The sequence below is a fragment of the Delftia sp. CH05 genome (assembly GCF_009827015.1).
Lineage (GTDB): Bacteria > Pseudomonadota > Gammaproteobacteria > Burkholderiales > Burkholderiaceae_C > Comamonas > Comamonas tsuruhatensis.
The window spans coordinates 206,051-229,618 of the sequence record NZ_WUMG01000003.1; the positions used below are offsets into that span (position 1 = coordinate 206,051).

Below are 23,568 nucleotides of genomic sequence, written 5' to 3' on the forward strand. Positions count from 1 at the left end.
GCCACGCTTGTTCCGTCCGTATCCGGTGCGCATCCTGATGTGCGAAGGCCCAACCTCCCATGCGAATCCTGCTGGTCGAAGACGATGAGGCCCTGGCCCAGGCGGTGGGCAGCTATCTGCGCTCCAAGGCCTTTCTGATCGACAGCGTGCCTTCTCTGGCCCAGGCGCGCGCCTGCCTGGCCGGTGCCAGCTACGCGGCCGTGCTGCTGGACCTGCACCTGGCCGACGGTGACGGCCTGGCGCTCATGCCCACGCTGCGCCGGCTGGCGCAGCCTCCCGTCACCATCGTGCTGACGGCCCGCGACCAGGTCAGCGACCGCATCCGCGGGCTGGACGCGGGGGCCGACGACTATCTGGTCAAGCCCTACGACCCCGAGGAACTGCTGGCCCGCCTGCGCGCCGTGAGCCGGCGCGGCGGCGGCATGCAGGCCGGGCAGGACGCCGTGCTGCGCATGGGCACGCTGGAGATCGACCTGGCCCGTGAAATGGTGCGCGACGCCGGCCGCACCCTGCTGCTCACGCCCAAGGAATGGGCGCTGCTGCGCGTGCTCACGGCCCAGCCGCAGCGTGTGCACGCGCGCGAGCATCTGCTCGATGCGCTCTACGGCTTCGATGCCGAGGCCGACAGCAACACGCTGGAAGTGTTCATCAGCCGGCTGCGCCGCAAGCTCGGGCGCGACCGCATCCTGACCGTGCGCGGTACCGGCTACCGCCTGGCCCTCGAGCATGGATGAGCCGCAGCGCTACAGCCTGGCGCTGCCGCCCCGTCTGGCCGACCAGCTGGCCCGCGAGCTGACACTGGCCCTGGCCGCCGTCTGGCTGGCCTGCGTGCTGGCGCTGGCCTGGTATGTCAGCCACATCGTGCACCACAACTTCGACCAGGAAATGATCGACAGCGGCCACCGCCTGCTGGAGGTGGCCGTGCACCAGCTGGAACAGGAAGACCACTCGCGCGAGGGCGTGCAGCGCCCGCATGTGGCCTCGCAGCCGGGCGACGAGGCCGAGGATCTGGTCTACCAGCTGCAGGACGGCCGCGGCAACGTGCTGCTGCGCACCCAGGCCGCCCCCGTGGCGGCCTTTGCCGTGCCCATGCGCGAGGGCTTCTACGAGCGCGAGGGCTGGCGCATCTATGTGGTGGCCCATCCCCGGCAGCCGCTGTTCCTGATGCTGGCCGATCCCATGGTCGAGCGCAGCGAGGCGCTGCAGCGGGCGCTGCTGGCGCTGGGCTCGGTGATGGTGGTCATGCTCGCCCTCATGGGCTGGGCGCTGCGCGTGACCGCGCGGCGGCGCCTGCGCGTGCTGCGCGACATGCAGCTGCAGCTGAGCGAGCGCGGCGGCTCCAACCTGGAGCCGCTGGATCTGGACGCCATGCCGCGCGAGCTGTGGCGGCTGGGCAGGGGCATCAACCACCTGATGCAGCGCCTGTCGCATGCGCTGCAGGTGGAGCGCTCCATGGCCGCCAATGCGGCCCACGAGCTGCGCACGCCGCTGGCCGTGGCCACGCTGCGCCTGCAGACGGCCCTGGACCGTGGCGTGGACAACACCGACGTGCGGGCCGCGCACGAGGCGCTGGAGCGGCTGAGCCAGCGCACGGAAAAGCTGCTGCAGCTGTCGCGCGCGGCCTCGGGCTCGGCGCTGGCGCAGGACGATGTGCGGCTGGATACGCTGGCCAGCATGGTGGCCTCCGAGTTCTGGCAGCAGGACGAATCCACCCAGCTGCGGCTGGACGTGGTGCTGCCCGAGCAGCCCTGCGGGCCGGTGGCGGGCGACGTGGACACGCTGGCCATTGCCTTGCGCAACCTGGTGGAGAACGCGCTGCGCTACAGCGATGGCTCGGAGGTGCTGCTCGAAGTCTGCGACAGCCATACCGTCCAGGTGCGCGACGAGGGGCCGGGCATGGACGCCGTGGCGCTGGGCACCGCGCGCGAGCGCCATGTGCGCCATGTGGACGATCTGCGCCTGCCCCAGGGCGCCGTGCGCGAACTGGCATCGCCGGGCTATGGCCTGGGCCTGTCCATCGTGTCCATGATCGTGGCCCAGCACGGCGGCAGCCTGCAGCTGCAGTCGCCACCGCCTGGCAGCTCCAGCGGCCTGCTGGCACGCATTCAGTTGCCGGGGCGCGATCCGTCCGCGGATCCCGACGCCCCGGCCTGATCCGGGGCGCAGGCAGGCGGCAGGGGCGCATCGGCCGGCATGTGCCTGCACAGCCTGGCGTTGCGCTGCGCTGCGGGCAGGGCGGCCAGCTGCCGCACCTCGGCATAGAAACGCTGCCAGCCCTGGATTGCCTCGTTGCCGGGCTGGGCCTGGGCCGGAGCTTGGGTCTTTGCTTGGGCCTGGGCCTGGTGCCACAGCGCGGTGAAGGCCGGCACCCAGTCGTCATAGGCGGCCAGCGCGCCGAAGCTGGCGTTGTTGGCATCGGCCACCCATTGGTCCAGCCGGGCCTGGTGGCGTTCGTAGAACTGGCGCTGCGCGTCGGTCGTCAGCAAGGCTGCATCGGCGCTGCGCCATTGCGCACGCAGCGCAGCGTAGTCGCTGCGCAGCTGCTGGTAGATCTGCGCCTTGGCCTGCTGCATGGCGGGGCCGCGCTGCTGCGGGTCCTGGTACAGCTGCTGCAGCGCCTGGCGCGTGCGCCCGGTCAGTGCCCGCCACTGCGTACGCCGCAGCTGGCTGGACTCCCAGCGCGCGCGGGCGGCTGGGCCGGCCTCGGTGGCCAGCCACAGCGTTGCGCCCAGGCGCTCCACGGTGGTGGCAAAGGATTCGTTGAAGGCGGTATCGCCGGCCACGTAGACCACCTGGTGGGCCAGCTCATGGAACAGCAGGCCGGCGAACTCGCCCTCGCCCCAGCCCACGAAGGTGTTGAGCAGCGGATCGCCCCCCAGCCAGTTCAGGTAGCCCAGCGTGGAATAGGCGGGCACGCCGTAGCTGCCGGACTCCAGGCCCTGGTCGGCCAGCAGCCGGGCCTGGGCCACGGCGTCTGCCTCGGAAAAGTAGCCCCGGTAGCCCACGCAGCCGGCCACGGGAAAGCACCAGCGGTGCAGCTCCAGGCTGTCGGGCGGCGCGGCCACCACGTTCCACACGGCAAAGGGCCGCTGCAGATCGGCGTAGCGGCGGTAGCTGGCGTTGTCGGGCAGGCCCAGCCGTTGCACGGCGAAGCTGCGCATGCGCTGGGCCGCAAGCAGGCGCTCGCGCAGCGCGGGTGCCAGGTTGTCGTCCTGCAGCCAGTCGTCAATGGGGCGGCTGGCCTGCAGCAGGTGTATCTGGCCGCGCAGGCTCTGCCAGTAATAGCCCAGGCCGTCGCCGCCGGCCCCCGTGCTGGCACAGCCGCCCAGCAGCAGGCCTATGCCCGCCAAAATCGCGGGCAGGCCGCGCCTGACTACACTCAAGCCTTCACGCACCCTTGGCCCCCTTGCTGCTTTCATGGACTTCTTCACGCTGGCGATCATTGTCTTCATCGCAATCTACCTTCTCAAGACGCAGGAGCAGCGCCGGCATACCCTGCTGCTGGCCCAGTATCTGGGGCGTTTCCAGATAGAGAAGCTGATGGGCGGCCTGATCGAAGGCTATCTGCGCGCCCTGGGCGAGAACGACGAGCAGCGCCGCGCCCAGATCTGGACCGTGCTGGACAACACCGAAACCAGCCTGGTCGAGCAGTTCCAGCGCTTTGCCAAGGAAATGGCCTCGGCCGATCCGCAGCTCACGCGCGTGAGCACGCTGCCCGTGGCGCTGCCCTATCTGGACCGGCTGTTCCCGTCGTCCGGCTTCGATCTGCGCGAAGCCATGCAGCTGCATGCGCGCGGCATTGCCTCCGTGCGCGTGGCCGACAGCGCCACCGAGGAAGAACGCCGTGCGCGCGCCTTCATGATGACGGCCGAGCTGTTGCTCATGCAGTACACCTGTCATTGGTTTTGCAAATCGCGCGCCGTGGCATCCCTGCGGCTGGTCGCACGGCACAAGACGCCCTTCGAGCAAGTGCTTGCTTCGGTGAGTGACCAGACACGGCGCGACTACAGGCAGCTGATCGCCTGATCGCCCCCTCTGTGGCGGGGCGCCATGCCCCGCCATGCACAGCCCAGGCTGCGATTGACGCAGTGCGGCTTGCTGTCAAAAATGAACGCCATGACACAAGTGCTGAGCTCCATCGAGGCGCGGCTGGCGTCTCTCCCTGTTCCCGTGGCCGTGATCCTGCCGTCCGGCCAGCGCGCCGGTCCTGCGGATGCGCAGGTGGTGCTGCATTTCCAGTCCATGGCGGCCATGGCCAGCCTGGCGGCCGGGCAGATAGGGACACTGGGCAGTGCCATCGTGGAGGGGCTGGTACGCATCGATGGCCGCATGCGCGACGTGATGGCGGTGGCCGCCAGCCTGCTGCAATCCGATCCGGTGCGCGGCACATCGCACTGGTGGGTGCATGCCATGGCCCGCATGCGCTCCATGGCCGCGCACACGCTGGCGCGCGACGCCCAGCAGATCCAGTTCCACTACGACATCTCCGACGACTTCTACGGCCTGTGGCTGGACCCGCGCCGCGTCTATTCCTGCGCCTACTTCCGCGATCCGCAGATGACGCTGGCCCAGGCCCAGGAGGCCAAGCTCGACCACATCTGCCGCAAGCTGGACCTGCGGCCCGGCGAGCGTTTCCTGGACATCGGCGCGGGCTGGGGCGCGCTGCTGCTGTGGGCGGCCGAGCATTACGGCGTCACGGCCACGGGCATCACGCTCTCGCACAACCAGCACCGCCATGTGCAGCAGCTGATTGCCGAGCGCGGCCTGCAGGGCAGGGTGGACATGCAACTGCTGGACTACCGCGCGCTGGCGCCCGGCCAGCCCTTCGACAAGATAGGCTCGGTGGGCATGTTCGAGCATGTGGGCCAGGCCCAGCTGCCCGAGTACTTCCAGACCGTGCACCGCCTGCTGCGCCCGGGCGGCATGGCGCTGATCCACGGCATCACCGCGGGCGGCGTGGACAACACCCAGCTGGGTGCGGGCATGGGCGAGTTCATCGACCGCTACATCTTCCCCGGCGGCGAGCTGATGCATGTTAGCCGCGTGCTGCACGACATGGGCCACAGCGGGCTGGAAATGGTGGACACGGAGAACCTGCGGCCCCACTACGCACGCACGCTGTGGAATTGGTCCGACGCACTGGAAGCCCAGCTGCCGCAGGCGCAGCGTATCCTTGAGCAGCATGCCGATGCCGAAGGTGCCGCCAAGGTGCTGCGCGCCTACCGGCTCTATCTGGCGGGTTGCGCCATGGGCTTCGAGCGCGGCTGGATCGCCCTGCACCAGATGCTGTGCACGCATCCCGACGGACGGCTGCAGTCGGGGTCCATGGTGGGAGCCCAATCGGACTATGCTTTCAACCGCGAGTACATGTACCGCTGAGTGCATGACACGCCACACAGAAAAAGGATAGCCATGCTCTACAAGTTCAAGTCCCGTGCCACGGCCGACGTCATCATGCTCGAATCCAACGGCCGCCAGGTCCTGGAGATCGTCGGCAAGACGCCCGGCGCCAGCGGCATCATCACCGTCCAGCAGATCCCGGCCGCCATCGATGCGCTGGAAGCCGCCGTGGCCGATGACGATGCCCGCCGCAAGGCCAACCAGGAAGAGGATGCGCAGGATGGCGACCAGGACAATGCCGCACCGGGCGCACGCGATGCCGTCAGCCTGCGCCAGCGCGCTGCGCCCATGATCGACATGCTGCGCCGCAGCGCCGCCGAGAACAGCGACGTCACCTGGTAAGCCGGCGGCCCCCGCTGGCCCGTCAGGCGTTGATGCCCTTCATGCCTTCCTCCGTATAGCGCTGCCCGGCCACGGGCAGCTCGTCGCTGGCGCGCCGCAGCTCGTCCAGCTCGCCGGGCGTCAGTGCCACGGACAGCGCGCCCAGGTTGTCCTGCAGATGGGCGATGCGCCGGGTGCCCGGAATGGGCACCACGTCAGGCCCCTGGGCCAGCAGCCAGGCCAGGGCGATCTGCGCGGGCGTGCTGCCCTTGCGCTGCGCCAGGGCCGATACGGCGCCCACCAGGGCCTGGTTGGTGTCGATGTTGCCGGGCTGAAAGCGCGGCAGGCTGGCGCGGAAATCGCCCTGCTCGAAGGCCGTGCCGCCATGAAAGCGTCCCGTGAGAAAGCCGCGCCCCAGCGGCGAATAGGCCACCAGCCCCACGCCCAGCTCGCGGCAGGCGGGCAGCACCTCGTCCTCCACCTCGCGCGTCCACAGCGAATACTCGGTCTGCACCGCCGCCACCGGGTGCACGGCATGGGCGCGGCGCAGCGTGGCCGCGCTGACCTCGCACAGGCCGATGCGGGCGATCTTGCCTTCCTGCACCAGGCGCGCCAGGCCTTGCATGGTCTCTTCGATGGGCCGCGTGGCATCGACGCGGTGCACGTAGTACAGGTCGATGCGCTCCACGCCCAGGCGCCGCAGCGAGTCCTCGCAGCTTTGCCGCGCGTACTGCGCGCTGTTGTCGATGCTGCGCCGGTACTCCCCAGCCTTGCGCACGATGCCGAACTTGGTGGCGATCTTCACGCGCGGGCGGCGCGATGCCAGGAAGCGGCCGATCAGCTCCTCGTTGTGGTGCGGCCCGTAGACATCGGCCGTGTCCAGGAAGTCGATGCCGGCCTCCACGGCATGGTCCAGCGCCTGCAGCGCCAGGGCGTCGTCGCGCGGGCCATAGAACTCGCTCATGCCCATGCAGCCCAGGCCCAGGGCGGATACCTGCAGATCGTGGCCAAGTGTGCGTTGTTGCATTGCATATCCTCTTGCTGAAACAAGGGGCCAGTATGGTTTTCCGGGGTGGGCTTGCCTACTGAGAAAATCGCGCTTCGATCTTCCATTTCCGGAAAACATTTCCACAAAGGCTCTCCGCAAGGGCTTTCCAGGAAAACCAAGGAGCACTTCATTGCAGTGGGATGACGCCCGCATCTTCCTGGCCATTGCCCGCGCCGGCAGCCTGAGCGGCGCCTCGGCCGCGCTGGGGCTGGGCGTGGCCACGGTCTCGCGCCGGCTGGACCGGCTGGAGTCCGCGCTGGCCATGCCGCTGTTCAGCCGCCACCAGAGCGGCTATCGGCTCACGGCCGACGGCCAGGCGCTGCTGGCCCCGGCCGAGACGCTGGAGCAGGCGGCCCAGGCCCTGGGCGATGCAGCGCACAGCCAGGCACAGGTGGCGGGCGTGGTGCGGCTGGCCACGGCGGAGAACCTGGCCAACCCGCTGATCGTGCCCTCGCTGGCGCAGTTGTTCGCGCGCCATCCGGGGCTGCGCGTGCAGCTGGTCAGCGGCGTGCAGACGCTGAACCTGCACCGGCGCGATGCCGACCTGGCCGTGCGCATGACCCAGCCCGAGGCCGGCCACGTCACGATCCGGCGCCTGGGAACGCTGGGTTTCGGCTTGTACGGATCGGCCGGCCATGTTGCTGGCCGCGCTGGCCGGAGCGGCTCGGACCCCTTCGAAGGCGACGCCTTCATCGGCTGGGGCGACAGCCATGCCCACCTGCCCGCCGCACGCTGGATGGCGCGCGCCCTGCGCGGGCGTCCCTGCCGGCTGGAGACCAACACCCTGTCCGCGCAGCTGGCCGCGGCCCAGGCGGGCCTGGGCCTGGCCGTGCTGCCGCATTTCCTGGCGCGGCAGGCGGGGCTGGTCTGCGTGGAGCCGCAGCTGGGCGCCGACCAGCCGATCTGGCTTGCCATGCATGCCGACCTTGCCCATTCGCGGCGGGTGCGGGCCGTGGCGGACCACCTCATTGAACTGTTCGAGCGGCGGCATGCCGAACTCGAAGGCCCGGCCTGAGCCGCAGCAGGGGCCGCGCGCCGTGTTAAACACGCACGCAGATTGCGAGAAAGAAAGGACTTCCATGCACCGCCTCCGTCATTCCTCCCGATTCCTGCCCTGGCTGGGCGCGCTGGCCGCCACGCTGGCGCTGGCCGCCTGCGCCGACAGGCCCAAGGCGCCCACCGGCCCGCAGGCGCCCCCGGGAGCGGCGGCGGCCGTGTATTCGCTGCTGTTTCTGGACAACGCCTCCAACCTCGGCCCCAAGGCGGCGGCCTACTGCATAGGCAACGGCCGGGGCTGGGCGCTGCTGGACCCCGATGCGGGCACGCTGGCCCTGCTCAGCGGCCAGAGCCAGGTGCGGCCGGCTTCGGCCTGCGACGTGGGCAAGGGCGGCGAGCAGGTGCTGGACCGGGCCAGCGGCCGGCCGGCGCTGATGTTCGGCGTCGAGCTTGTGCACTGCACCGCCTCGGGATCGCAATGCCTGATGCGCGGCAGCTACTACGAAGGTCCCGGCAACACGCAGAGCAACCTCTACAACGCAAGCCAGCGCGGCGGCAGCTGGCAGGCCGTGATGGCGCTGCGCGGGCCGGCGCCCTGAACCCTGCATCGCCGCTGTCGCGCCGTCCCCGCCAACGAAAAAGCCCGGCCGAAGCCGGGCTTGATCGTGGTTGCAACTGGGCGATCCGTCGCGGTGGTGGTCCTCGGGATCAGTCGGCGTAGGTGCCGGCTGCCTTGATGACCTTGCCCCACTTCTCGATCTCGGCCTGGACGAACTTCTTGTGGCCTTCGGGTTCGATGCGGCCGTCGCTGGCGATCACGGCGCCCAGGGCTTCCTGGCGCTTGATGAACTCGGGGTCCTTGAGGGCGGCCTTCATGGCCTCGTTGACCTTCTTGACGACGTCGGCCGGTGTGCCCTTGGGCGCGTACAGGCCGTGCCAGATGGTGACCTGGAAGTCGGGCACGCCCACTTCGGCCAGCGTCGGCAGGTCCTTCAGTGCGGGCATGACCAGGCGCTTGGGCGTGGTCACGGCATAGGCCTGGACCTTCTTGGCCGTGATCTGGCCCGTGGTGTTGGTGGTCTGGTCGCACAGCAGGTCGACCTGGTTGCCGATCAGGTCGGCGATGGCCGGCGCGGCGCCCTTGTAGGGCACGGGCGTCATTTCGGTCTTCATGGCCGCCTGCAGCATCAGGCCGCACAGGTGGGAGGCGGAACCGATGCCGGCATTGGCCAGGTTGACCTTGCCCTGGTTCTTGCCGATCCAGTCCTTGACCTCGGCGAAGTTCTTGGCCGGCAGGCTGGGGCGGCCGATCAGGGTCATGGGCACGTCGTTGATGATGCCGGCGTACTCGAAGTCGTTGAGCACGTTGAACGACAGCTTGCGGTACAGCGACGGGATCGTGGACATGCCGATGTGGTTGATCAGCAGCGTGTAGCCGTCAGGGCGGGCACGTGCAGCCTTGGCCGTGCCGATGGTGCTGCCGGCGCCGTCGGCGTTGTCCACCACGATGGTGGCATTGTTCAGATGCTTGCGCATGGACTCGGCCAGATCGCGGGCCACCTTGTCGGTCGGGCCGCCTGCGGTGAACGGCACGATGAGGGTGATCGTCTTGCCTGCGGCAGGATAGTCCTGCGCATGAGCGCCAATGGCTGCGCCGGCTGCCAGGGCGATGGCTGCGATCTTGAACAATGCTTTCATAGTGTCTCCAGGTGAATGGCGTGCAAATGATAGGGGGCGATGCGTTTTCGCCCTAAAGGGCAAACACGCAAAAGAAACCGAATGCACGAGGAGACGAATTTTAAGAATTGTTTCTATTGCGCCGCAGCAGATTCCCTTGCCATTGATCTAGTGCAAACCCTTGGAGGCTTGACAGGCGTCATGTTTTCAGGGATTGCGCCGGCTGCGCGGCGGCGCGGCCACCGTCCCCCGCGCCTCGGTGGCTACTTGTACGACCTCGCGTCTTCGATCACCTTGCCGTCATTGGGCAGCGTGCCCGGCAGCACCATCTGCACGTCGCCGCGCAGCTTGGTCACTTCGCGCACCGCGTCGGACAGCTGCTGGGCCAGGCCCGGCGAGGTCTCGCGGGTTTCGACCAGCAACTGCATCTGGTCATTGGCCATCTCGCCCGTGACCACCAGCCTTGCGCGCCCCACCTGCGGAAAGCGGCGCACGACGTCGGCAATCTGGCCCGGGTGCACGAACATGCCGCGCACCTTGGTGGTCTGGTCGGCGCGTCCCATCCAGCCCTTGATGCGTGCGTTGGTGCGGCCCGTGGGGCACTGGCCGGGCAGCACGGCAGAGAGGTCGCCCGTGCCGAAGCGGATCAGCGGGTAGTCGGGGTTGAAGGTGGTGATCACCAGTTCGCCCACCTCGCCGGGCGCCACGGGGTCGCCCGTGCCGGGGCGCACGATCTCGACGATGACCTGCTCGTCCAGCACCAGGCCTTCGCGCGCCTCGGTCTCGTAGGCGATCAGGCCCAGGTCGGCCGTGGCGTAGCACTGGTAGCCCGCGATGCCGCGCTCGGCCAGCCAGTCGCGCAGCGAGGGCGGAAAGGCCTCGCCCGAGACCATGGCCTTGGTCACGGACGGGATGGGCAGGCCCATCTCCACGGACTTTTCCACAATGATCTTGAGGAAGCTGGGCGTGCCCACGTAGCCGGCGGGACGCAGGTCGGCCATGGCCTGCACCTGCTGCTCGGTCTGGCCCGTGCCGCCTGCGAACACCGTGCAGCCCAGCGCATGGGCGCCGCTTTCCATCATCGAGCCCGCGGGCACGAAGTGGTAGCTGAAGCAGTTGTGCACCAGCTCGCCGGGCCGAAAGCCCGAGGCATGCAGCGCGCGCGCCATGCGCCAGTAGTCGGGGCGGCGGCTCTCGGGCTCGTAGATGGGGCCGGGGCTGCAGAACAGGCGCGGCATGGGCTGGCCCAGGCCGATGGCGTTGAAGCCGCCGAAGATCTGCGCGGGCCGCTGCTCGGCCTGGCGCTGCAGCAGCTCGTACTTGCGCGTCACCGGCAGGCGGGCCAGGGCCTCGCGGCTGGTGATCTGCGCGGCGTCGACGCCGTCCAGGATCCGGGCGAAGGCAGCCGACTGTTGCTGCGCATGGGCGATCTGTCGGGGCAGGGCGGCCAGCAGCGCCGCTTCGCGTTCGTCAGGGGTGCGCGTCTCCAGCGCGTCGTAGAAGGCACTCATGGCTAGTCCTGTATGTGGAAAAGGGCAGATGGAGTCCGGCCAGTGATAGTGGTTTATTCCAGAAATTCAGCAACGCCGTTGCCTGCGAAACCGGCGCGGCCCCAGGCGAGAGACACCGAGGAAGGGCCGCCCCGCACCGAGGGTGTCGTCCCCCTTTCAGGGGGAAGGCGCGAAGCGACTCAGGGGGTATTCATGCAAGCCAGCGTTTTCTGCGCTTGTAGCTTTTCACGTCCTTGAAACTCTTGCGCTCGCCGCCGCCCACGCCCAGGTAGAACTCCTTGACGTCCTCGTTGCTGGCCAGGTCCGAGGCTGCGCCGTCCATGACGATGCGGCCGCTTTCCATGATGTAGCCGTAGTCCGAGTACTTGAGCGCCATGTTGGTGTTCTGCTCGGCCAGCAGGAAGGTGACCTTTTCCTTGCTGTTGAGGTCGCGGACGATGTTGAACACCTCCTCGACGATCTGCGGGGCCAGGCCCATCGAGGGCTCGTCCAGCAGCACCATGCGCGGGTTGGCCATCAGCGCGCGGCCGATGGCGCACATCTGCTGCTCGCCGCCCGAGGTGTAGGCGGCCTGCGAGGTGCGGCGCGTCTTCAGGCGCGGAAAGTAGTTGTAGACCTTCTCGAGGTTGGCCGCGATCTCGCCCTTGTCGGTGCGCGTGTAGCTGCCGGTCATGAGGTTTTCCTCGATGGTCAGGTGGGCGAAGCAGTGCCGCCCCTCCATGACCTGGACCACGCCGCGCTGCACCAGCTCGGAGGGCGTGAGGCTTTCGATACGCTCGCCCTCCAGCTCGATCGTGCCCTTGGTCACCTCGCCGCGCTCGCCCTTGAGCAGGTTGGAGATGGCGCGCAGCGTCGTGGTCTTGCCCGCGCCGTTGCCGCCCAGGATGGCCACGATGCTCTCGCGCGGCACCTGGAGCGAAACGCCCTTGAGCACCAGGATCACATGGTTGTAGATGACTTCGATGCCATTGACCACGAGCAGCGGATCGCTGGCGGCCGGGGCGGAGGTGGGTGCGGTGGTCATGGCGTCGTCCATGGGCGTTGATACGAAAGCGGAGTGCGGGGCCGCAACTCTCGAAGCATCTCTGCGCGGGGCATGCCCCAACTCAGGGACACCGAGGAAGGGCCGCCCCGCACCGAGGGTGTCGTCCCCCTCCCCCGCGAAGCGGGTAGAGAGGGGGAAGGCGCGCAAGCGCCTCAGGGGGTGCAAGTTCTAGCTTTTACGTTCTTTTCCTTGGCGTACTTGTCCGCGTACTCCTTGACCAGCGGTTCGACCATGGACTTGTCGGCCTGGTACCAGTCGGAGACCACCTTCCACTTGGTGCCATCCCACTGGGCGATGCGCGACCAGTCGGTGCCCAGGTGGTTGTCGCAGCTGGTCTTGACGGGGCGGATGATCTTGCCGAAGCCCAGCTCGTTGAGGCGCTCCTGCGTGAGGTTCAGGTTCTCCAGGCCCCAGCGCACCTGCTCGGAGGTCATGACCTTGCCCTTGCCGTATTTTTCCTGTGCCGTGCGGATGGCCTCCACCTGCAGCATGGAGATCACCATGCCGCGCGTATGGGCCATGGCGCCCAGTTCCTTGGCGTCGGTGGCCGTGCCCTGGCCCTTGTCGTAGACCATGGCCTTGACCTCGTCGTGCACCTTGTCGTGCTCGGCCGTGTTGTGGATGGTCACGGTGTTGTAGCCCTTGGCGCCGGCGCCGATGTCCTTCACGTCATGGTCCGAGCCGGCCCACCAGATGGAGTACATCTTCTCGCGCGGGTAGCCGGTGGCCTGCGCCTCGCGCACGGCCGTGGGCGTCATCACGCCGGCCGACCACAGCAGCACGTAGTCGGGGCGCTGCTGGCGGATCTGCAGCCAGGTGGACTTCTGCTCCACGCCGGGCGCCGTCACGGGCAGCAGCGTCAGGTCGAAGCCTTCCTTGGCGGCGCGCTTTTGCAGCAGCGGAATGGGTTCCTTGCCATAGGGCGAGTCGTGGTAGACCAGGGCGATCTTCTTGCCCTTGAGGCTACCCTTTTCCTTCTTGAGGATGTCCTGGATGATGGAGTCGGCCGCCGTCCAGTAGTTGCCCAGCAGCGGGAAGTTCCACTCGAAGACCTTGCCGTCGGCCGACTGCGACAGGCCGTAGCCCGTGGTGATGATGGGCATCTTGTCGCCGGGCGCCTTGTCCGTCACGGCGAACGTGATGCCGGTGGACTGCGGATCGAAGCCCGCCGCGCCGCCGCCCTTGCCCTTCAGGCGCTCATAGCACTCCACGCCCTTGGCCGTGTCGTAGGCCGTCTCGCATTCCTCGTAGGCGATCTTCACGCCATTGATGCCGCCCTTGGCGTTGACCAGCTTGATGTAGTCCTGCTTGCCATCGGCCCATGGAATGCCCAGCGGAGCGAACTGGCCCGTGCGGTAGACCAGCAGCGGCACGAACTGGTCCTGGGCCTGGACGGCGGGGGCGGCCACGAGGCCACCGATTCCGGCTGCGACGGTGGCGGCGGCGATGGCGACTTTCTTGAACATCATGACGTTGTCTCCTAGTTGGCTGGGGAAGATTCCCCGGTTATCCGGCACTCTGTGGCGCCCTGTCTCGATCAGAATCAAACATTCCATGTTTCCTGGCGCCATCTGTGGAACTGGCGAGCCCCAGGTCAGGGACACCGAGGAAGGGCCGCCCCGCACCGAGGGTGTCGTCCCCCTCCCTCGCGTAGCGAGTAGAGAGGGGGAAGGCGCGAAGCGACTCAGGGGGTGTCATATCAATGCGGGAAGGGCCAGACGCGAAGCTTCTGGCGGGCTGTGGCCCACAGTTTTGCCAGACCATGCGGCTCCACGATAAGGAAGAACACGATCAGCGCACCGAAGATCATGTGCTCCAGGTAGGTCGCCGTGGCCGTGGACAGCGGCAGGCCCAGCCAGTGAGGCACCTGGGTGAGCAGCAGCGGCAGCAGGACGAAGAAGGCCGCGCCGAAGATGCTGCCGACCACCGAACCCAGGCCGCCGATGATGATCATGAACAGCAGCTGCAGCGAGCGGTCCAGGCTGAAGGCCGCAGGTTCCCAGGCACCCAGGTGAACGAAGCCCCACAGCGCGCCGGCCACGCCGACGATGAAGCTGCTCACGGCAAAGGCGCTGAGCTTGGCGTAGGTCGGGCGGATGCCGATCACGCTGGCGGCCACGTCCATGTCGCGCATGGCCATCCATTCGCGGCCGATGGCGCCGCGCACCAGGTTCTTGGCGGCCAGGCCCAGCAGGCACAGGATGCCCAGGCACAGCAGGTACTTTTCCATGGGCGTGTCGATCTTCCAGCCCATGATGGACAGCGGGCCCGCGCTCACCGAGCCCGAGGAGGAGTTGTTCGTCACCCAGGCGGCGCGGCTGGTCAGCCAGTCCACGAAGAACTGGGCGGCCAGCGTGGCCACGGCCAGGTACAGGCCGCGGATGCGCAGGCTGGGCAGGCCGAAGATCACGCCGAAGACCATGGCCAGCACGCCGCCACCGATCAGGGCCACCAGCAGCGGCATGCCCTCGAAACGCACCTGCAGGTTGTAGGCCGCATAGGCGCCCACGGCCATGAAGGCGCCGGTGCCCAGAGAGATCTGGCCGCAGTAGCCGACCAGGATGTTCAGCCCCAGCGCCGCCAGCGACATGATCAGGAAGGGGATCAGCACGGCCTGGAAGGTGTAGTCGCTGACGCTGAAGGGAATCACCAGGAAGGCGACGGCCAGCAGCGCCACGATGGCCCAGCGGTCCTGGGCGACGCCGAAGATCTGCTGGTCGGATGCGTAGGTCGTCTTGAATTGACCGTTCTCACGATAAAACATGGTGCAAGTTCTCCGTATACGGTCTCAGACGCGGTCGATGATCTTGTCGCCGAACAGCCCCTGGGGCCGCACGAGCAGGAAGCACAGGGCCAGGCCGTAGGCGAACCAGGTCTCGATGCCGCCGCCGACCATGGGGCCCAGGTAGACCTCGGAGAGTTTCTCGCCCACGCCGATGATCAGGCCGCCGATGATGGCGCCGGGCAGCGAGGTCAGGCCGCCCAGGATCACCACGGGCAGGGCCTTCAGGGCCACCAGCGACAGCGAGTACTGCACGCCCAGCTTGGAGCCCCAGATGATGCCCACCACCAGGGCCACGCCGCCGGCCACCGACCAGACGATGACCCAGATGCGCGACAGCGGGATGCCGATGGACTGCGCCGCCTGGTGGTCGTCGGCCACGGCGCGCAGCGCGCGGCCGGTCTTGGTCTTCTGGAAGAACACGCTGAGCGCGGCCACCAGCAGCGCGGCGATGCAGGCCGCATACAGGTCTTCCTGGCTCAGCAGCACGCCGCCCTCGAACAGGCCGTCGAGGATGAACATGGGGTCCTTGGGCATGCCCACGTTGATGCTGTAGACGGCGCTGCCGAAGATCATCGGGCCCAGTCCGTCGAGCAGGTAGGCGATGCCCAGCGTGGCCATCAAGAGCGTGATGGGCTCCTGGTTGACCAGGTGGCGCAGCGCCAGCCGCTCGATCACCCAGGCCACGACCACCATGATGGCCAGCGACACGCAGATGGCCAGCAGGTTGGTGAACCAGCCCGGCTCCATGCCGATCCACTTCGGGATCCACTCGGAAAAGCGCGCCATGGCCAGGGCCGAGAACAGCACCATCGCGCCCTGGGCGAAGTTGAACACGCCCGAGGCCTTGAAGATCAGCACGAAGCCGATGGCGATCAGCGCGTACAGCGTGCCCACCATGAGGCCGCCGAACAAGGTTTCCAGAAAAAATCCCATGTCAGTCCCCTCAATGGCCTGTGCCAAGGTAAGCGCGGATCACGTCTTCGTTCTGGCGCACCTCGTCGGGTGCGCCGTCGCCGATCTTCTTGCCGTAGTCCAGCACCACGACGCGGTCGCTGATGTCCATGACCACGCCCATGTCGTGCTCGATCAGCACGATGGTGGAGCCGAACTCGTCGTTCACATCGAGGATGAAGCGGCACATGTCCTGCTTTTCCTCCACGTTCATGCCGGCCATGGGCTCGTCCAGCAGCAGCACCTGCGGCTGCATGGCCAGGGCGCGGCCCAGGTCCACGCGCTTTTGCAGGCCGTAGGGCAGCTGGCCCACGGGGGTCTTGCGGTAGGCCTGGATCTCCAGGAAGTCGATGATGTGCTCGACGAACTCGCGGTGGCGGATCTCCTCGCGCTGGGCCGGGCCCAGGCGCAGGGCCTGCATCAGGATGCCGCTTTTGATCTGCAGGTTGCGGCCGGTCATGATGTTGTCGATCACGCTCATGCCCTTGAACAGCGCCAGGTTCTGGAAGGTGCGCGCCACGCCCATCTCGGCCACCTGGCGGCTGTTCATGTGGCTGAAGGTCTTGCCCCGGAAGGTGATCGATCCCTCGGACGGGGTGTACACGCCGTTGATGCAGTTGAGCATCGAACTCTTGCCTGCGCCGTTGGGGCCGATGATGGAGCGGATCTCGTGCTCGCGCACATCGAACGAGATGTCCGTCAGCGCCTTCACCCCGCCGAAGCGCAGGCTGATGTTCTTGATGTCGAGGATGACATCGCCGATCTTCTTGTGGGTCATGTCAGCGGCTCCGGTCAGGCCCTGGCGGTGGCAGCCACCGAATGGGTTTTGGCATCGATGATGGACAGCGTGGCGCTGACGCTGCCGGTGCGGCCGTCCTCGAACTTGACCTGGGTCTCGATGAACTGCTCGCGCTTGCCCGTGTACAGCGCATCGACCAGCACGCCGTACTTGTCGGCGATGAAGCCGCGGCGCACCTTGCGCGTGCGGGTCAGCTCGTCGTCGTCGGGGTCCAGCTCCTTGTGCAGCACCAGGAAGCGCGCCACCTGCGTGTCGGCCATGCCGGCTTCGGCGGCCAGGTCGGCGTTCACCTGGGCCACGCAGTCGGCCACCATCTCCAGCACCTTGGCCTTCGATGCCAGGTCCACATAGCCGCCGTAGGGCAGGCCCTGGCGCTCGGCCCAGTTGCCCACGGCCTCGTAGTCGATGTTGATGAAGGCGCAGACCTGGTCGCGACCGTGGCCGAAGCACACGGCCTCCTTGATCTGGGGGAAGAACTTGAGCTTGTTCTCGATGTAGTTGGGCGCGAACATGGCGCCCCGGCTGGTCTTGCCCACGTCCTTGGCGCGGTCGATGATGCGCAGCTGCCCGCTGGCGTCGATCACGCCGGCATCGCCCGTGTGGAACCAGCCGTCGGCATCCACCACCTCGGCCGTGGCGTCGGGGCGCTTGTAGTACTCCTTGAGCACGGACACGCCCTTGAGCAGCACCTCGCCGTTGTCGGCGATCTTCAGCTCGATGCCCGGTGCGGCCTGGCCCACGCTGCTCAGCTCCACCTGCCCGTCGCGCTGTATGCACACATAGGCGCAGGTCTCGGTCTGGCCGTAGAGCTGCTTGAGATTGATGCCGATGGAGCGGAAGAAGCGGAACAGCTCGGGCCCGATGGCCGCACCTGCCGTATAGGCCACGCGGATGCGCGACAGGCCCATGGCATTGCGCAGCGGGCCGTAGATGCACAGGTCGCCCAGCGCGTACTTCAGGCGGTCCAGCGCGCCCACCTTCTTGCCGTCCAGGATGTCCGATCCCACGCGCCGCGCCACGGCCATGGCGCGGCCGTACATCCACTGCTTGAACGGCGCGGCATCCTCCATGCGGATGGACACCGAGGTCAGCATGCCCTCGAAGATGCGCGGCGGCGCGAAGTAGTAGCTGGGGCCGATCTCGCGCAGGTCGATGGACACGGTCGAGGCCGACTCCGGGCAGTTGATGGTGAAGCCCGCCACCAGCCACTGCGCGAAGGAAAACAGGTGGTCGCCCACCCAGGCCGGAGGCAGGTAGGAGATCACGTTGTCGCCAGGGCCCAGGCGGTCCACCTGCACACCGCCGCGTGCCGACTCGCCAAAGCTGCGGTGGGTCTGGCACACGCCCTTGGGCTTGCCCGTCGTGCCCGAGGTGTAGAGGATGACGGACACGTCGTCGGGCGACAGCGCCGCCAGCATGGCATCCCAGGCGCCCGGGTGGGCGGCCTCCCATTCCTTGCCCTTTTGCAGCAGCGCCTCGGTGCTGATCAGCCCCGGCTGGTCGTAGTGGCGCAGGCCGCGCGGGTCGTCATAGATGATGTGGCCCAGGCCGCGGACGCTCTCGCGCACCTCCAGCAGCTTGTCCACCTGCTCCTGGTTCTCGGCGAAGGCGAAGTCGATCTCGGCATCCTCGATGACGAAGCGCATCTCGGCCGCCACCGCGTCCTGGTACAGCGGGATCGGCACGGCGCCCAGCGCCTGCACGGCCAGGAAGCCCATGTAGACATGGGGCCGGTTGTCGCTGATGAAGGCCAGATTCTGGCCGCGTGCCAGGCCCAGCGCCGCCAGGCCGCAGGCCATGTGGCGCACGGTCTGCGCGGCCTCGCTCCAGCTCCAGGTCTGCCAGATGCCGTATTCCTTCTCGCGCAGCGCCGGTGCCTGTGGGCGCTGGGCAGCATGCTGGAGCAGCAGGTGCGGGAACGTGGTCGTCATTCCATGTCCTTGGTTGTTCGTGGATGGTGGCCGCGTGGTGCAAATGCCCAGGCTGAGACCCACCGGCTTGGACTGCATCGTAGGACTGGCTTTGACGCCGTGGTGTCTGTTTGACGACAATCTTCGGGAAACTCATCATCGGGAAAACGCGCCGTAACAAATGGTGCCAAAACGGTCTCATTGCCCGTTGGGGGGCTTGCGCTCCAGCCCGTTCGCAGCGGGTCGCCGTCCTTCTGGAAATCCCGCTCACGCCAGCCACTGGCCTCGGGCAATGCTTGGGTGGTTTTGTTGATTCATCCGCGCACCCTCGCCGCGACTCCATGAGCCAAGAACTGTCACTGCACCAGCGCCGCCGTGCGCCCCGACCCGAGGAACTCGATGGCATTCCCTGGCTGGCCCTGCTCCAGCCCGCCGAGCGCGAGCGCGCGCACAAGGCGCTGGTCGTCGGCGACGCACAGTCCGGCGACTACGTCTGCCGCACCGGCCGCGCACCCACCTACTGGTTCGGCGTGGTCGAAGGCCTGCTCAAGATGAACACCGATGGCGCCGATGGCGCCAGCATGACGCTGGCCGGCCTGCCTCCGGGCGGCTGGTTCGGCGAGGGCACGGCCGTCAAGCGCGAGCCCTACCGCTACAACGTGCAGGCCATCCGCAAAAGCGTGGTCGCCGGCCTGCCCATCGACACCTTCCACTGGCTGCTGGACCACTCCATCGGCTTCAACCGCTTCGTCATGAGCCAGCTCAACGAGCGCCTGGGCCAGTTCATCTCGGCCCGCGAAATCGACCGCCTCACCAACCCCGACCTGCGCGTGGCCCGCAGCCTGGCGGCGCTCTTTCACCCGCTGCTGTATCCCGGCGTCGGCGAGGTGCTGCGCATCACCCAGCAGGAGCTGGCCTACCTGGTGGGCCTGTCACGCCAGCGCGTCAACGAGGCGCTGTCCGTGCTGCAGCGCGAAAACGCCATCGTCGTGGAGTACGGCGGCCTGCGCGTGCTCGACCTGGAAGCGCTGCGCAGCGGGCTGTTTGCGACGGCGCGGCGGGCGGCCTGAGCATGCGCGGCGTCCGCTTTGGCGCCATACCCATCGGCATGGACCAGTACCGATGCATGTTGCCATGAAATTTTGAAAAGTATTGAAAATCGTAGTAGAACTACGATTGGAAGGAAATATCAAAGTTGCCCGTGTTTGGAATAAGTGCTTGAATCGCAGCATGACTACGACCGGGGCAAGCAAATTAAACGCGCTCTACACGCAGCTGCCTGCGGGCACACCCATCACCTCGCAGGATCTGGCAGGGCTGGGCATCTCCGCAGACCTGGCTGTCCACTACGTGCGCGCGGGCTGGCTGAAGCGCCTGATGCGGGGGGTCTTCTGCCGGCCCAACGACAGTCTGGCCCTGCATCCGAGCCTGGGCGTGCTGCAGCGCCGCCTGGAGGGCCTGCATGTGGGGGGCAAGTCGGCGCTGGACTGGTACGGCATGCGCCAGTATGTGGCGCAGCAGCCGGTGCTGCAGCTGTATGGCTGGGCCGCCGGGCAGCTGCCGCCATGGTTCACCGAGCGTTTTCCCGCTGAATACCACCGCAAGAGGCTGTTCGACGAGCAACCCGGTGCCTTGCTGCATGTCGGGCCCTTCGAACAACGCAGCGGGGCCGCACAGGTGTCGGCGCCGGAGCGTGCGCTGCTGGAGCTTCTGAGCGATGTGGGCGTGCGCCAGCCGCTGCAGGAAGCCAGGGAGCTGGTGGAGAGCGCGTACAGCCTGCGCGCCGATGTGCTGCGTGAACTTCTGCAGCGCTGCACCAGCGTCAAGACCGTGCGCCTGTGCCTTCAACTCGGGCGCGAGGGGGCGCTGCCCTGGGTCGCCAGGCTGGAGACGGCCTCGCTGCCGACGGGAAGCGACAGGCCCTGGGTGTCCCGGTCGGCCGATGGCCTGTTGGTGCTCAAGCCATGAACCAGACCTATCTCGACACTGCGCGCCTGTTGACACAGGTCGCGCCGCTGGTGTTTGTGGATGACACGTTCGCGCTGAAGGGCGGAACCGCGATCAACCTGTTCGTGCGCGATATGCCGCGTCTGTCCGTTGATCTGGACCTGGTGTTTCCCGACCACAGGCCGTCGCGCGACGAGGCGCTGCAACGGATCAATGAGGCCATCCGGCAAGCGTCTATACGCCTGACGAAGCGGGGCTTCCAGACCCATGCGCCGGTGGCTGCAGCGGGCCAGACCAAGCTGCTGGTGCGCCGTGGTCCCGTGCAGGTCAAGATCGAAGTGAACTATGTCATGCGGGGCACGGTGCTGCCGGTACGGCGGGCATCGCTTACGCCCGCTGCGCGCGATGTGCTGATGGCCGACCTGGAGATTCCCGTGGTCTCGGCAGAGGACGTGTACGGCGGCAAGCTTGTGGCCGCCCTGGACCGGCAGCACCCGCGTGATCTGTTCGATGTGATGCAGCTGTTCGCGCACGGCGGCATCACTCCTGGCATCCGGCGCGCGTTCGTGGTCTATCTGGCCTGCAGCAACCGGCCGTTGCACGAAGTGCTGTTTCCTCCCTTGCGTGATGTCCGGCACGATTTCGAAAACAACTTCCGGGGCATGACGGCCGAGCCTGTGTCGCTGCAATCTCTGCTCGCAGCACGCGAGCGGTTGCTGCGGGAGCTCCAGCAAGGGCTGGATGCCAGTGAGCGGCGCTTTTTGCTGTCGCTGGCCGCAGGAGTCCCCGATTGGCCGGCGCTGGACATCGCCCATCTCGAACACCTGCCCGGCGTGCGATGGAAGGTGCAGAACCTGGCGCAGCTGCGCACGTCCCATCCCCGCAAGTTCGCCGAGCAGGCGGACCTGCTGGCCGCACGGCTGGCCATCTGACGCCAGCACTGCACATTTTCAGATCACGCCCTCGCGCCGCAGCCTCTCCTGCTGCTGCGCATCCAGCCCCAACGCCGCATAGATGCATGCATTGTCCTGGCCAGTGGCCGGGCCGCTGCGGGGCGAAGGGGCCTGGCGGCCCGTGAAGCGTGGCACGGGCGCGGGGGCGGTGAGGGGGCCCAGGTCGGGGTCGGGCAGGGTGATGAAGCTGCCGCGTTCCACGAAATGCGGGTCCTGCAGCGCGTCCTCGGCCGAGCAGACCTTGCTGAACGGAATGTCGTGCGCGGCCAGCGCGGCCGTGGCCTGGGCGCAGTCCAGGGCTGCGCACCATTGCACGATCTGCGCATCCAGCGCCTGCAGGTGGCGTATGCGCGCGGCGTTGTCCGCAAAGCGCGGGTCGGCGGCCAGGTCGGCGCGGTCCATGGCCTGGCACAGGCGCGCGAAGATGGCATCGCCCGTGGCGACCACGGTGAGCCAGGCGCCGTCGCGCGTGCGGTAGACGTTGGAGGGCGCCGTGTAGCCCGCGCACGATCCCGTGCGGCTGCGTGCCTGTCCGCCCAGCTGGTACTCGGCCGCCAGCGGGTCCAGCAGGCGCAGCATGGCTTCGGTGGCCGACAGGTCGATCTCCAGGCCGCGCCGTTCGCCTGGAGGCTGTGCATTGCGCTCGGCCAGTGCGGCCGCGATGGAGAAGGCGCCGAACAGCCCGGCCACGGCATCGCCCAGCGGGTAGTTCATGTGCTGGGGCGGGCCGCCCGCCTCGCCCGTGAGGTGGGCGAAGCCGCTCATGGCCTCGAAGATGCGCGCAAAGCCCGGCCGGCGCGCATAGGGGCCGGTCTGGCCGAAGCCCGTCAGGCGCAGCACGATGAGGCGCGGGTTGCGGGCATGCAAGGTGGCCAGGTCCAGCCCCCAGCGGTCCAGCGTGCCGGTGCGGAAGTTTTCCACGAGCACGTCGAAATCCTCGATCAGCCGCAGGAACAGCATGCGGCCCTCGGCCTTGCGCACGTCCAGCGAGATGCCCTGCTTGCCCCGGTTGGCGGTTTTCCAGAACACGGCGTGGCCGTCGTGCACGGGGGCCAGGCTGCGCAGCGTGTCGCCGCCGCCGGGCAGCTCCAGCTTGACGACGTCGGCGCCCAGGTCGCCGCACAGGGTGGCCGAGAAGGGGGCGGCCAGCACCGTGGCCATGTCGAGGATGCGCACACCCTCCAGCGGATAGCCTTGGCGCTGCATCAGTTGCCTTTCAGGTCCACGTTCTTCAGCACGGGCTCCCAGGCGCGGCGGTCTTCGGCCACGCGCTGGTGGAAGTCCGCCGCCTGCGTGGGCAGCGGCGTGGCGCCCAGGCGTGCCAGCTTGTCGCGTGTCTCGGGCAAGGCCATGGCCTTGGCCAGAGACTGGTTGAGCGTGGCCACGATCTGCTGCGGCGTGCCCTTGGGCGCGGCCAGGCCCACCCACAGGCCGGTGTCCAGCCCGGCCACGCCCAGCTCGGCAAAGGTGGGAATGTCGGGCGCGGCGGGCGAGCGGCTCTTGCCGGTCTGCGCCAGGATGCGGATCTGCCCGCCCTGCATGTAGGGCAGGGTGCCGCCCAGGTTGTTGCACATCACCGGGATGTGGCCGGCCATGAGGTCGTTGACGGCCGGGGCGTTGCCCTTGTAGGGCAGGTGCTGCATCTTGGTGCCGAGCCGGTGGTTGACCATCTCGCAGACCAGGTGCGAGGGCGTGGCCGTGCCGGCCGAGCCGAAGGACAGTGTGCCGGGCCTGGCCTTGTCGGCCGCCACCAGTTCGGCCAGCGTGCGGTAGGGGGTCTTGGCGTTGACGGCGATGACGTTGGGCAGGTCCGCCACCAGGCCGATGTACTCGTAGTCGGTCAGCGGATTCCACTTGAGGTTGGCGTGCACATGGGGCAGGAAGACATTGCTCAGGCCTGCCATGAGCAGGGTGTAGCCGTCGGGCGCGGCGCGGGCCACGAGTTCCGAGCCGACCAGGCTGCCCGCGCCCGGCTTGTTCTCCACCACCACGGGCTGTCCCAGGGCCTTGCCCAGTTCCACCGAAAGGGCACGGGCCACGAGGTCGGTGCTGCCGCCTGCGGGAAAGGGAACGATCACGCGCACGGGCCGATCGGGAAAAGCCGCTTGGGCCGTCTGTGCCGCTTGGGACGCCTGGGTAGCCTGCGCGCAGGCACACAGCGCGGCCAGCAGGCCCAGGTTGGCCAGGTGCTTCGGGGTGAGGGGGTGTGTCATGGGGGCCTCCGG

22 protein-coding genes are annotated in these 23,568 nt (G+C 67.8%); 10 read left to right on the forward strand and 12 right to left on the reverse strand.

From position 1 onward, the window contains the following. Positions 1-59 precede the first annotated feature (59 nt). Both GRX31_RS04470 and GRX31_RS04475 read left to right on the forward strand, forming a co-directional pair. Complete coding sequence (locus GRX31_RS04470; protein WP_016446608.1) at positions 60-734, forward strand: response regulator; 675 nt, start codon at positions 60-62, stop codon at positions 732-734. Beyond that, positions 727-2,154, forward strand: coding sequence for an ATP-binding protein (locus GRX31_RS04475; RefSeq protein ID WP_160851662.1), 1,428 nt, complete (start codon positions 727-729; stop codon positions 2,152-2,154). Before GRX31_RS04470 ends, GRX31_RS04475 begins: the two co-directional genes overlap by 8 nt. Here the strand turns inward: GRX31_RS04475 and GRX31_RS04480 are convergent. Beyond that, complete coding sequence (locus tag GRX31_RS04480) at positions 2,106-3,395, reverse strand: aminopeptidase (protein ID WP_160851755.1); 1,290 nt, start codon at positions 3,393-3,395, stop codon at positions 2,106-2,108. The two genes, GRX31_RS04475 and GRX31_RS04480, sit on opposite strands and share 49 nt — an antisense overlap. A 22-nt stretch (positions 3,396-3,417) precedes the next feature. Here GRX31_RS04480 and GRX31_RS04485 point away from each other — a divergent pair, with 22 nt between their 5' ends. From GRX31_RS04485 to GRX31_RS04495, 3 genes are read left to right on the forward strand one after another with little or no spacing between them, the layout of a single operon-like run. Next, positions 3,418-4,026, forward strand: coding sequence for a hypothetical protein (locus tag GRX31_RS04485; RefSeq protein WP_016446605.1), 609 nt, complete (start codon positions 3,418-3,420; stop codon positions 4,024-4,026). Between the two features lie 24 nt (positions 4,027-4,050). Next, on the forward strand, positions 4,051-5,379 hold the full coding sequence (locus tag GRX31_RS04490) for a class I SAM-dependent methyltransferase (RefSeq protein WP_016446604.1): 1,329 nt from the start codon (positions 4,051-4,053) through the stop codon (positions 5,377-5,379). A gap of 33 nt (positions 5,380-5,412) precedes the next feature. Continuing rightward, positions 5,413-5,742 (forward strand): DUF1840 domain-containing protein, encoded by a 330-nt coding sequence (locus tag GRX31_RS04495; RefSeq protein WP_016446603.1) that lies wholly within the window; start codon positions 5,413-5,415, stop codon positions 5,740-5,742. Positions 5,743-5,764: 22 nt separating this feature from the next. Here GRX31_RS04495 and GRX31_RS04500 read toward each other — a convergent pair whose 3' ends face one another. Further along, positions 5,765-6,748: an aldo/keto reductase gene (locus tag GRX31_RS04500; RefSeq protein WP_160851663.1), complete on the reverse strand. Its 984-nt coding sequence runs from the start codon at positions 6,746-6,748 to the stop codon at positions 5,765-5,767. A gap of 151 nt (positions 6,749-6,899) precedes the next feature. On the opposite strand from GRX31_RS04500, the gene GRX31_RS04505 reads away from it, so the two are divergent. Both GRX31_RS04505 and GRX31_RS04510 read left to right on the forward strand, forming a co-directional pair. Beyond that, positions 6,900-7,784: a LysR family transcriptional regulator gene (locus GRX31_RS04505; RefSeq protein WP_160851665.1), complete on the forward strand. Its 885-nt coding sequence runs from the start codon at positions 6,900-6,902 to the stop codon at positions 7,782-7,784. Positions 7,785-7,848: 64 nt separating this feature from the next. Beyond that, positions 7,849-8,364, forward strand: a complete 516-nt coding sequence (locus GRX31_RS04510) for a hypothetical protein (RefSeq protein ID WP_016446600.1) — start codon at positions 7,849-7,851, stop codon at positions 8,362-8,364. A 109-nt stretch (positions 8,365-8,473) separates the two neighbouring features. Here GRX31_RS04510 and GRX31_RS04515 read toward each other — a convergent pair whose 3' ends face one another. The 8 genes from GRX31_RS04515 to GRX31_RS04550 form a co-directional block, all read right to left on the reverse strand. After that, entirely contained in the window at positions 8,474-9,463 is a 990-nt protein-coding gene (locus tag GRX31_RS04515) for a tripartite tricarboxylate transporter substrate-binding protein (protein WP_016446599.1), read from the reverse strand. Positions 9,464-9,705: 242 nt separating this feature from the next. Next, on the reverse strand, positions 9,706-10,953 hold the full coding sequence (locus GRX31_RS04520) for a phenylacetate--CoA ligase family protein (RefSeq protein ID WP_016446598.1): 1,248 nt from the start codon (positions 10,951-10,953) through the stop codon (positions 9,706-9,708). A 190-nt stretch (positions 10,954-11,143) separates the two neighbouring features. After that, positions 11,144-11,977: an ABC transporter ATP-binding protein gene (locus tag GRX31_RS04525; protein WP_016446597.1), complete on the reverse strand. Its 834-nt coding sequence runs from the start codon at positions 11,975-11,977 to the stop codon at positions 11,144-11,146. A 173-nt stretch (positions 11,978-12,150) separates the two neighbouring features. After that, positions 12,151-13,467, reverse strand: coding sequence for an ABC transporter substrate-binding protein (locus GRX31_RS04530; protein WP_160851667.1), 1,317 nt, complete (start codon positions 13,465-13,467; stop codon positions 12,151-12,153). 230 nt (positions 13,468-13,697) lie between these two features. Continuing rightward, complete coding sequence (locus GRX31_RS04535) at positions 13,698-14,762, reverse strand: branched-chain amino acid ABC transporter permease (RefSeq protein ID WP_016446595.1); 1,065 nt, start codon at positions 14,760-14,762, stop codon at positions 13,698-13,700. A 24-nt stretch (positions 14,763-14,786) separates the two neighbouring features. Further along, a complete protein-coding gene (locus tag GRX31_RS04540) occupies positions 14,787-15,716 on the reverse strand; it encodes a branched-chain amino acid ABC transporter permease (RefSeq protein ID WP_016446594.1) in 930 nt (309 codons plus the stop codon). A gap of 10 nt (positions 15,717-15,726) precedes the next feature. Next, a complete protein-coding gene (locus GRX31_RS04545; RefSeq protein WP_012203089.1) occupies positions 15,727-16,512 on the reverse strand; it encodes an ABC transporter ATP-binding protein in 786 nt (261 codons plus the stop codon). 14 nt (positions 16,513-16,526) lie between these two features. Next, a complete protein-coding gene (locus GRX31_RS04550) occupies positions 16,527-18,464 on the reverse strand; it encodes an AMP-dependent synthetase/ligase (protein WP_017405426.1) in 1,938 nt (645 codons plus the stop codon). 320 nt (positions 18,465-18,784) lie between these two features. On the opposite strand from GRX31_RS04550, the gene GRX31_RS04555 reads away from it, so the two are divergent. The 3 genes from GRX31_RS04555 (at position 18,785) to GRX31_RS04565 (ending at position 21,322) form a co-directional block, all read left to right on the forward strand. Further along, positions 18,785-19,513, forward strand: coding sequence for a Crp/Fnr family transcriptional regulator (locus tag GRX31_RS04555; RefSeq protein WP_016446592.1), 729 nt, complete (start codon positions 18,785-18,787; stop codon positions 19,511-19,513). Between the two features lie 160 nt (positions 19,514-19,673). Next, entirely contained in the window at positions 19,674-20,411 is a 738-nt protein-coding gene (locus GRX31_RS04560; RefSeq protein WP_160851669.1) for a type IV toxin-antitoxin system AbiEi family antitoxin, read from the forward strand. Next, entirely contained in the window at positions 20,408-21,322 is a 915-nt protein-coding gene (locus GRX31_RS04565) for a nucleotidyl transferase AbiEii/AbiGii toxin family protein (protein ID WP_160851670.1), read from the forward strand. Before GRX31_RS04560 ends, GRX31_RS04565 begins: the two co-directional genes overlap by 4 nt. Before the next feature lie 18 nt (positions 21,323-21,340). Here the strand turns inward: GRX31_RS04565 and GRX31_RS04570 are convergent, their stop codons facing one another. Next, positions 21,341-22,549 (reverse strand): CaiB/BaiF CoA transferase family protein, encoded by a 1,209-nt coding sequence (locus GRX31_RS04570; protein ID WP_160851672.1) that lies wholly within the window; start codon positions 22,547-22,549, stop codon positions 21,341-21,343. Continuing rightward, on the reverse strand, positions 22,549-23,556 hold the full coding sequence (locus GRX31_RS04575) for a Bug family tripartite tricarboxylate transporter substrate binding protein (protein WP_160851674.1): 1,008 nt from the start codon (positions 23,554-23,556) through the stop codon (positions 22,549-22,551). The genes GRX31_RS04570 and GRX31_RS04575 overlap by 1 nt, the downstream gene beginning before the upstream one ends. Positions 23,557-23,568: the final 12 nt, after the last annotated feature.